Here is a 10202-nt window from a genome sequence, read left to right as displayed (position 1 = left end):
ACACATCACCTAAAAATTATAATTGTGAACCAATAAAGAAATGTAAACGAATTGGTTTGCTGTCGTCAGAAAGTCCGGTAGCGACATCTAAACGAATTGGGCCAATTGGCGATGCCCAACGTATCCCCACACCTGCGCTATATGCAGTCGGTGTATTAAAGTCTTTATCGTACGCATTACCAAAGTCACTAAAGACCGCAGCACGCCAGCCTTCTTTAAATTGGTAGTTGTATTCTAATGAACCCGTTGCCAAGACTTGACCACCAATTTTATAGCCATTTTCTTCGGCCGCTAAACTCTTATAGTCAAAGCCGCGAATGGTTTGGTCACCACCGGTAAAGTAGCGTAAGTTATAAGGAACTTTATCAAAGTTCTCTGTCAGAATATAACCTAAATCACTGCGCCCAACGACTTGGTGATTATCATTTTCACCCAACGAATAAATAAAGCGCCAGCCCGCATTCAAGATCGCCATATCAGCATCTGAAAGTAAGCTTTCACTTCCGACTTCAACTTTATAGGTTTGCTTGATCCCTTTACTCGGATTCACACGTTTATCAGAGTCGGTTCGAGAAATTTCATAGCCAAACATCAAGGACTGTTGTTCATTGTTGGTATTCACCAAGAATGCATCTGGAATGTCATCACTAGGATTAAGTCCGTCATCAGTAATACGGTCCAAACGATAACGTAAACCAAAGGTGTGCTGCCAACTACCACGGGGGTTTTTAATAATCCGGTCCACACCCGCTACAGCAGATTCAATGGAAAGATTAACACCTTGACCGACATCATCACGTTCTTCACGTTCATAACCACCGACTAAGCTGACATAGTCATTTAATGGGTGGTTATATGGAATGTTATAGCGTCCATCAATCGATTGACGGATTTTGGATACTTCCATGTTGGCGTCAAAAGAATGACCACGTTTGTTTACAATGGCACGACGATACTGGCCACGAACACGTGTACCGGTGTCGGTACCAAAACCAGCACCAATTTCTGCACTATTCAACTTATCTGCATTTAGTGTCACGATCACAGGGACTTTTTTATCTTCACGTGCTTGCGCTTTTAAACGTTCTTGTTCTGCTTGTTTGGCATCTTGCGTATCTTGCAAACTGCGTAATTTAGATGATTGCTCTGCATCATTCACCCCCGCAAATTGGTCTTCATTAACCACTTTTTGCGTGACTTCCTTATTCGACATCACTTCCGTTTTGTCTTTCACTACTTGTGAACTTTCAGACAACTGATTTTGATCGACCAAGGTCTGAATATCTGGTGGCAGTTCAAGCGGCTTTTCAATCGGGTCTGGTCGAATTGAATCAACCAAGGTGTAGTTAAAATAGCGAGAGTTGGTCAAGTTATTAGCCAAACCATTCACACGCCAGAAAGTATAGTCAGCACCGTCTTTCCACGTCACCAAACTTTCTAAAATATCGCGATCCAATGGAAACTCTGCATTCGGATCGCTCATTCTAAATTCAACTGCGCCAAGCTTATAACGCTCGCCCGTCTCAAAGCGCAAATTGATATCGGCTGTATTTTGTGGTTGAGCCACTCTTACATCGTGCAAACGCCAGTACGAGTCGAAATAACCGTTATTGGTCGCTGCCTCATTGATTCGGCGTTTCGTGGTTTCGTATTTACCATGATTAAGAATGTCACCGTCTTCCTGATCTGGTAATACACCAATCACCTGAAACTGAGCTTGATTCGCCCCAGCCCCAGAAAATTCAACATTCTGTTTTTCAATTTGCACAGGCGTATTTGGTGTAACCAATACACGAACTTTGCTGTCAGACACTTTTTCAAATTTGAATTCTGATTGATAGAAACCCACGGCTTGCGCGGCTTGATTGGACAAGCTACGTAATTGAGGCAAAGCCGATGGAAAATCACTAAAGGATTCTTGAGTAAAACCTGAAAGCTTACCTTTAATATTGGCTTTGAGATCTTCCAGTGCCGCACCGTAGGCCTTACTCGACGTTTGACTGGTGTTATGTGCTGAGGTAATTTCAACATCCGCACTAATTCGTGGCACTTTTGCCGTATTCATCTGACGTGGCGGACGTACTTTATATAATAAGCGCTTGAAAATACCTGGCTCTACATCATCCTCAACTGTTGGGTTATGCAGCTCTTGCAGAGTATTGGCATTTTCATTTCGTGTCGCGGTAATTTCATTATCCGAACGAATTTCACCCATGAGCTGATCAATATTGACTGGCGCTTGGTTAATTTCCGTTAACTCTTTTTGGGTAATATCCGCAACAGCAATTTCTGTTTGCTGTGTTGCACGGTACTCCTGTGCTTGACGTTTGGCTTCTTCAGCAACTTGGAAGATTTCATTCGCCATGTTTTGATCAACAGGTGTCACGGGTAAGTTTTCTAAATCTTCAAACTCAATGGGTTTAAATTCTTGTAGTTGTGTTCCTGCTTGCTGCTGTTCTTGCAGCATTTTCATGCTATCAACAGATTCTTCCGGCTCATTTATATTTTCAATTTTTTCAATTGCTTCAGGCGTCGATAGCCCTTGCTTTACAGCCTCATCCTTGATTTCAGTAACAATCTCTGCTTTTGTATCTGCAGATGTTGGAACCGTTTCTGCGGGAGTTTGGGCGAAACTATGCTGAGCACACAAGGTCAAAAAGATGCTCATATATAGACTTTTATTGCTATGATGCTGTCGTATGCAGTGAGCTATACTGTGATGAAGCAATGTTTTTTTAAACTTGATTTTTGCAGGCATAGCAAACTCTAACAAATTTCATTATGTAATGGACTTAGTCAACCAGATATAGAGCTAAAGATCTTATATCTATTGGTTTTTCGCCATCTCCAAACTCAAAAAACATATTACATGATTTTTTAGAGATTTTACCAATCACTCACATTTCTTAATAAAACTTAATGTAGCAAGACACTTATGAATAACAACGAACATCTGCTAGGTACACGCCGCTTCCTGCCTATGTTTTTGACCCAATTTTTTGGGGCGCTCAATGACAATGTGTATAAACAGGCTTTATTGTTGGTCATCACCTATGGATTAATCCAACAACAGGCATTACCCATCAGCACGCTAAACAATCTAGCTGCATTATTGTTTATTTTACCCTACTTTATTTTTTCAGCGACAGCGGGACAGATCGCAGATAAGTTTGAACGTTCACAACTTGTCCGTGGCATCAAAATTTTAGAAATTATCATCATGATCATCGGCAGTATTGGCTTTCTGACCGGTCATTTATGGTTATTGTTGCTGGCTTTATTTTTGATGGGGACCCATTCGACATTTTTTGGTCCAATCAAATATGCAATTTTGCCTGAAATTTTAAAGCCCAATGAGCTGATGTCAGGCAATGCGCTCTTCCAATCGGCAACATCCATGGCAATTTTATTCGGGATGATTTTGGGTGGTGCTGTGATTGCTTCATCACAAGGCAATTTAATGTGGATCAGCCTGACAGTGATGACCATCGCTATTTTAGGTTATATCACCAGTCGTTTTATTCTTAAGCAAAATGTCACTACACCAGATTTAAAAATCGATTGGAACTTTTTTCGTACCAGTTACCAAACGATGAAATATGCCAAAAGTTTGCCACTAATTTTTACTATTTTATTGGGGAACTCGTGGTATTGGTTTTATGGTGCAACCTACCTCACTCAAATTCCACAAATGACTCAGCAAAATCTACATGCCTCTGAAAATGTCGTTAGCTTGCTATTGACCTTTTTCTCTGTGGGTGTGGGCGTAGGTTCATTGCTTTGTCGTAAATTGGGCGGCACTCAAGTCAATATTAAGATGGTTCCCATCGGTGCTGTAGGTTTAACGGTATTTGCACTGTATTTAGCCTTTAGTTTGACCCTCGTCCCTACTCAAACTGGCCCACTTATTACCCTTTCAGAAGTTTTTCATCAAGGTTGGGGCTATTACCATGTCATGATTGCCGTGACTTTATTGGGCATTAGTGGCGGATTTTACATCGTTCCACTCTATGCAATGATGCAAGCTTACTCCCCACGCTCACATCGTGCGCGAGTCGTTGCCGCAAACAACATTTTAAATGCGGTATTTATGGTATCTTCTGCTATATTTTCAATTATCATTCTGAGTGTTTTAAAGATTGATATTAAAATACTTTTTTGTATAACCGCAGTACTCAGTGCAATCTTTTGTATTTGGCTGCTATTACGCATCAAACCTTTGCTTCAAACTACGCAAGTCTCTCTGGAGGATTAATCCATGCGTCAATTTACAGGTGTCGACAAACTTATTCACTCATTTGATCAGGCCTTACGTAGTTTAGTTCCCGGAGCAACGGCTGCACATCGTGAAAATCCGTCTGTTGCTGAAAAGACTCAACTTGCAGTCAGTGAAGCACGTCATGTGGCGGGTCTAATGCGTGTCAACCATAGTGGTGAAGTTTGTGCCCAAGCGCTTTATCATGGCCAAGCACTCACCGCTAAACTGCCAAATGTCCGCCGTGAAATGGAACAAGCTGCGATTGAAGAACAAGATCATTTGGCTTGGTGTGAAGACCGCTTAAAAGAATTAGACAGCCATACCAGTCTGCTCAACCCTGTTTGGTACGGCCTTTCTTTTGGGATGGGTGCATTAGCAGGTATTGCCGGTGATAAATACAGCCTAGGTTTTGTCGCTGAAACTGAGCGTCAAGTGAGCCTGCATTTAGAAGATCACATCCGCCAACTTCCTGAACAAGACGAACGTTCACGTAAAATCTTAGTGCAAATGAATGAAGATGAGCTGCATCACCGTGATACAGCACTCAATGCAGGTGGTGTAGACCTTCCTGTTCCAGTTCGTATTGCCATGACTGGTATTTCAAAGCTGATGACCAAAACCAGTTATTACATTTAATGATTTTCTAATGATTGTCGCTAAGTTCTATAAATAGTGGACAAAAAGCCTGCAATGATGCAGGCTTTTTTATGAGAAATCTTTTGACTTTAATACAATAATTCCTTCGCCATCAAAACAGTTTATAGGCTGCCATCGACTTGGTGTAAACCAATCAAAATTCAAACTATAACGTTGTGCAGTGGACGGATAACCAGCTCCACCTAACTCAAGCAGCCATCCAGCCGGACAAATTTCTTTTTGGTTATTCATCATAACGGTTTGATCATGTACCAACTCAAGCAATAAATGACGATGCAGCTCAAATGCAATAACATCAAATCCAGCTATTTGAATCGGCTGTGGAAAACGAGCCGATGTCAAACCTTGACGAATATCAGTCATCTGTTCCAGAGTATAGTCGGTTTCAAATGATCGGTTAATCCACGTGCCTTCAGGCAGTACAACCTCTCCAAAGTTTAAGGGTTCCTGCAACTGTATATGAATTTTCTTTTGATGCTGCCACTCTGCATAGTCAGAACTAAGATCTGAAATCACGAACAATCCCAGCGTTACTGCAACAAATAAAGGGAAAAACAATACGCCAGATAAACCAATTTTAAGTACCGCATTTACTTTATATGGTCGATTTTTTTGCTTTTTATACCAATTATTCCAACTCAACCAAATCGCAATGACAATAAATAGCACCAAAATCGCAAAGCAAATAATAAGGAAACCTCCCGCACCCGCACCATAACCTAAGCCCATATTGCGCTCACTAAATATCCCTTTAAATCTTTTAATTATGTTTTGACGACTTTATCAGATCAGCCACGTTCACTTTATCAATGTTGATGATGCTTACACCACCACTTCAACACCGTATAGAGCACACGGAAGAATACGATACATAAAATAACGGCAATAACGATGTAAATATCTTGATGATAAGGCAGCATTTTCGCCCAAAATAGATGTAAATAATGACTGATTTGGAAGCCAATCATTGCGACCAACATCGCCCAAATAAAACAGGCAACTAGATTAATCAGCACATATTTCCAAACAGGATAAGCACGCACACCTACAACAATAGGTAAAATGGTTCTAAAGCCCCAAGCAAAGCGCATAAATAAAATGGTCAAAATAGGATAACATTCAATAAACTGGCTCGCACGATCGAATTTTTGTGCAAATTCTGCATTCGACTGGATAAGTTTTTGCCCATAGCGAGCGCCCATTTGATAATAAAACTGATCGCCAATAAAACTGCCCAGCATCGCCACTGCAATCAACATTGGAAAATGAAGTATGTGTTGATGTACGGCATAGGCGCCAATCATCAGCACTGTTTCTCCTTCAAACAATGTGCCAATAAAAATCGCAATATAGCCATAGTGCTGAATCAGATCCGTCCAGTTCATATCATTATTTTGAAGCTAAAAAGATAATGTAATCCTGAGACAGCCTATACGCTAGCGCATACCATGACAGGATTTGAATATTTTTGTTATTGTCTACTTGGGATATTTAGGGACATTCTAAATGTACGTCATGAGTTTTGAAAGCATTGCGTTTCATTCACTCAATCCACTAAAACTTTTTGACAACTCACCATAGGAAATTGATGTGCTGGATGTTCAAACATCTTATTTTTCCATATATCGAACATTGGAATTTTAACATCGAGTGCTAAAGGCAGTTTTTTCGGATTAAATTGCATGTGCGCTAAGCTTTCGCCCCACGCGATCAGATCCAGATCCAAAGCGATATTATGAGACGGACGAACACGACCTGAGTCTGCTTCCATTTTTTTCAGTAAGGCGCTGATTTCATCTACAGATAAACTGCTTTTCACCAAACAGGCTGCATTCCAATAATCCGCCCCAATGCCATCACGACAAGGAATCACATAAATTTTGGAAAATTCAGCATGACCCAAAGCCTGAATTTGACGTAAAGCCAGTTGAAAATGCGGTTTGGGATTGAAATTACTCGCCAGAGCTAGGGCGAAAATCGTTTCGGTGGCGTTCAAGACGAATTCCTACAGAATTGGCTTGCGCGATAATGGCAGGCTTCCGGATGGTAATCATAATAGATTCAATGCTGTCATAGGTAGCGAAAAGTGCATCAATCACCAGTTTTGCTGCATGTTCGATCAATTTAGGTTGAGCAGTTTGAATGACTTTGGCTGATATTTCGCAAATTTCAGCATAATTCAAGGTATCTTCAAGCTCATCTGACTGAGCTGCCTGCGCTAAACTGGTTTGAATATTGAGGTCGAGCATCAAAGGCTGAATAATCTGACGCTCCCAATTGAAACAGCCGATGACAGTCTCAACTTTCAAACCTTCAATGATAATTGCGTCCATTCTTACACTCAAAATAAAATCTTAAACATCGATAAAACCCTCCTGTTTAAGCAAGAGGATTCTATTTATATCTTGCAGCTAAATTATTGATTCAACAATAAATTAGGGTCCATAGTCTGCACCATTTGAATACGCTGGTCTGCATAAATATCAGTATATGGCGCAAGGATGCGCATAAAGCGGTCGAAGTACAACATTTGTTTGAATAATAAAGCGAAGTCACGTGGGAAGCGAATACCATGACGCTCTCCAACTTGTACCATATCCATCATGATGTCATTCAAATCGGCAGGATTTGAGGTTAATAACTCTTGCGGATCGGCCAAAAGCACACCGCTAAATAAGCGTTCTAAGTCGGCAGCTAAGACTTGTGTGTCAATTTTGACAGCCGTCATGCCCATTTTCAGCATATTTTCAGCCATCAAGTTGTAGTCAGTTTTTTGTAGGGCATCCATAAACGCAATACATGCTGTCCACACTTCAGGTTTCAACTGGCCCACGATACCAAAATCGATGAAGCCAACTCGACCATCTTCAAGCAGCATCAGGTTGCCTGCATGTAAGTCTGCATGAAAACTATTACATAACATCAAGCTGCCAAACCATGTATTCATCGCTGTCACCAAAACTTGCGATGGATCTTTAGCGACTTTCTTGACCACATCAAAATCAGTCAATGGTACGCCGTATAAACGCTCCATGGTTAATACGCGACGTGTTGAATATTGGTGATAAACCTTTGGTGCTGTTGCGGCTTTGTTTTGAGTTACGTTCAGATAATTCACAAAGTCGTCAAGATTTTGAGCTTCTTCAATAAAGTCCACCTCACGTACCATGCGAACTTTAATTTCCTCAACGATATCTGCAAGTGAAGCAAATTTGACTTTGGGTACAGCTTTTTCGACCAGTTTAGTAGCCCAATGTAAGACGTTTAAATCTGTATAGAGAATTGTCTCGACACCCGGTTTTTGCACCTTAATAACAACATTTTCACCAGTGACCAATTTAGCGGCATGCACCTGTGCAATCGATGCAGAAGCCAAAGGCTTTTCATCAATTGAAGCAAATATTTCATCTAAATTACGACCAGCAAATTCTGAAGCCAATACCTGCTGCACATAACTAAACGGCAATGACGGTGTCTGATCTAAACAGCCTTGGAACTCTTCGACATATTCACGCGGAAATAAAGAAGGTGTACTGGCAATAAATTGACCCAATTTAATATAGGTTGAACCCAGTGATTCAAAAGTTTCACGCATTAATTTTGCGTTACTTGGTTTTTCAGTTGCATATTTAAAGCCGGCTTTTGCCGCAACGACTGCGGTCTCACCCATTCGGGCAACCGAGCGAATTCCATCTAACCAGATATTGTTTTTCATAATGTCTTAGAAAAAAATAATTAACGTGAGTGTAGCAAAAAAATAAGGGCTTGCTGCTTTATCTTGCCTGACAGATTGGACAATCGGGATCTTTTTCAAAAGCGAGAATTTTTTGTTTCATTGACAGACCATCCCACAACAAAAGTTTTTGTTTCAGTGCTGTCGTCCCTAAACCCAAATAGAGCAAGGCATGATGTGCTTGCAAACTTGCCATAACATTTGGTGTAGTTGCAAGTACACCCGAGTCTGCACAGCGCAAACTTTCATTGGCATGCTGTTCTTTTGGAAATAAACATTCATAACAGGCAGCATCGGCTTCAACCATAAATAACTGCCCTTGAAAGCCGATCGCTGAAGCACTAATCAGCGCCACATTATTTTCCACACAGCTTGCGTTAACCAAATACCGTGTACTGAAATTATCACAACCGTCGAGAACCAAATCCTGCTGTGAAATCAATGCCTTTGCGTTTCTTTCATCTAATTTTGAGGTATAGCTTTGCACACGAATATGCGGGTTAATCGCTTGTAATCGTTTAGCCAAAATTTCAGCTTTATAAAATCCTACATCGTGTTTGGTATAAGCAATTTGTCGTTGCAAATTACTGATTTCAATTCGATCTGCATCGATCAAAGTGATTTGTCCGACGCCTGCACGTGCCAATAATTCGGCTGTGGTACACCCAATCCCACCACACCCCACGATGAGTACATTGGCAAGTTTTAGCTTCTCTTGCGCATCGATGTCCCAACCATCAAGCAATATTTGACGGCTGTATAGATGCATTTCATCATCACTTAATTCCATGTCTGAATCTAGATCGAGCTGTGCATCCATGTTCTGCTATCTCATTTTAAACATAAAACCGAGGCCATTATAACGAGCAATCCAAAGATAAGGATGAAAATAAACATTCAATTTTGCTATGAAAATTTAGGCATTCACATTTTAAACAAAGCCTGAATACTTTGTTCAATTGCCATAGTCACCTGCTGCATATCTATCTGCTGATTTAAAAATAGTAAATCGACGAAAGGCTTCGAAATGGTTGCACCAAATAACATATCCGCCATGATATCTGCATTTAAGTTCAATACAAATTGGGCACTTGGTATATGACTTACAGTATGAATCAAATGATCTCGGCTTTTGGCGATACCTTTTTCATAAAAAGTATCACTTATTCCATCAACACCAACACGCTCTGCGATCGCCAGTCGGCACAACTTAATATGCCGCTCGGACAGGACATGCTCAGCGATTTTCTTCAACTGATTCTGCAAGGCCAACACACGATCTAAACTATTGGCATCAAAAGCATCTTCAGTCCAGATATAGGACGACTCAACCAATGAAATAAGCAGTTCACGTTTATCAGAAAAATACACATATAAGGTTTTTTTAGACATGCCTGCTGCGGTCGCAATCTCAGACATGGTGACATTTTCAAAGCCCTTTTCACCAAAGAGTTGTTCTGCAATAGAAAAGATTTCTGCACGCCGCTGTTCTGCCGACATGACCAAAGGACGGCCTAGTTTTGCCAATGCTGCTCTCCTTGACTTAGGAAACCA

10 protein-coding genes are annotated in these 10202 nt (G+C 40.8%); 2 read left to right on the top strand and 8 right to left on the bottom strand.

Annotated elements, in window-relative coordinates; all coding sequences use genetic code 11:
* Positions 1 to 16: 16 nt before the first annotated feature.
* The gene (locus tag FTU05_RS03220) at positions 17 to 2758 is read right to left on the bottom strand and encodes an autotransporter assembly complex family protein (RefSeq protein WP_180164225.1); all 2742 of its coding nucleotides are present in this window, start codon (positions 2756 to 2758) and stop codon (positions 17 to 19) included.
* Between the two features lie 177 nt (positions 2759 to 2935).
* Here FTU05_RS03220 and FTU05_RS03215 point away from each other — a divergent pair, with 177 nt between their 5' ends.
* Complete coding sequence (locus FTU05_RS03215) at positions 2936 to 4255, top strand: MFS transporter (protein WP_078188554.1); 1320 nt, start codon at positions 2936 to 2938, stop codon at positions 4253 to 4255.
* Positions 4256 to 4258: 3 nt separating this feature from the next.
* On the top strand, positions 4259 to 4894 hold the full coding sequence (gene coq7 / locus FTU05_RS03210; protein ID WP_078188555.1) for a 2-polyprenyl-3-methyl-6-methoxy-1,4-benzoquinone monooxygenase: 636 nt from the start codon (positions 4259 to 4261) through the stop codon (positions 4892 to 4894).
* Between the two features lie 69 nt (positions 4895 to 4963).
* Here coq7 and FTU05_RS03205 read toward each other — a convergent pair whose 3' ends face one another.
* The 7 genes from FTU05_RS03205 to FTU05_RS03175 all read right to left on the bottom strand — a co-directional run bounded on the left by FTU05_RS03205 (position 4964) and on the right by FTU05_RS03175 (position 10175).
* Positions 4964 to 5644 (bottom strand): hypothetical protein, encoded by a 681-nt coding sequence (locus tag FTU05_RS03205; RefSeq protein WP_180105541.1) that lies wholly within the window; start codon positions 5642 to 5644, stop codon positions 4964 to 4966.
* 77 nt (positions 5645 to 5721) lie between these two features.
* A complete protein-coding gene (locus FTU05_RS03200) occupies positions 5722 to 6300 on the bottom strand; it encodes a DedA family protein (RefSeq protein WP_257222511.1) in 579 nt (192 codons plus the stop codon).
* A 161-nt stretch (positions 6301 to 6461) separates the two neighbouring features.
* A complete protein-coding gene (locus tag FTU05_RS03195) occupies positions 6462 to 6911 on the bottom strand; it encodes a 2-amino-4-hydroxy-6-hydroxymethyldihydropteridine diphosphokinase (RefSeq protein ID WP_180007921.1) in 450 nt (149 codons plus the stop codon).
* Positions 6868 to 7248, bottom strand: a complete 381-nt coding sequence (gene folB / locus FTU05_RS03190; RefSeq protein WP_078188558.1) for a dihydroneopterin aldolase — start codon at positions 7246 to 7248, stop codon at positions 6868 to 6870. The genes FTU05_RS03195 and folB overlap by 44 nt, the downstream gene beginning before the upstream one ends.
* 83 nt (positions 7249 to 7331) lie before the next feature.
* Positions 7332 to 8630 (bottom strand): AarF/ABC1/UbiB kinase family protein, encoded by a 1299-nt coding sequence (locus FTU05_RS03185; RefSeq protein WP_180105542.1) that lies wholly within the window; start codon positions 8628 to 8630, stop codon positions 7332 to 7334.
* A 58-nt stretch (positions 8631 to 8688) separates the two neighbouring features.
* Positions 8689 to 9468 carry a HesA/MoeB/ThiF family protein gene (locus FTU05_RS03180; protein WP_180105543.1) on the bottom strand — a complete coding sequence of 260 codons (780 nt, stop codon included), beginning with the start codon at positions 9466 to 9468 and terminating at the stop codon, positions 8689 to 8691.
* Between the two features lie 104 nt (positions 9469 to 9572).
* Complete coding sequence (locus FTU05_RS03175; RefSeq protein ID WP_180105544.1) at positions 9573 to 10175, bottom strand: TetR/AcrR family transcriptional regulator; 603 nt, start codon at positions 10173 to 10175, stop codon at positions 9573 to 9575.
* Positions 10176 to 10202: the final 27 nt, after the last annotated feature.

Origin of the sequence: Acinetobacter sp. YH12049, from assembly GCF_013419875.1 — a bacterium.
Classification (GTDB): Bacteria; Pseudomonadota; Gammaproteobacteria; order Pseudomonadales; family Moraxellaceae; genus Acinetobacter; species Acinetobacter amyesii.
The sequence above is the reverse complement of the archived record's forward strand: the minus strand, read 5'-3'. Positions and strand labels throughout refer to the sequence as shown.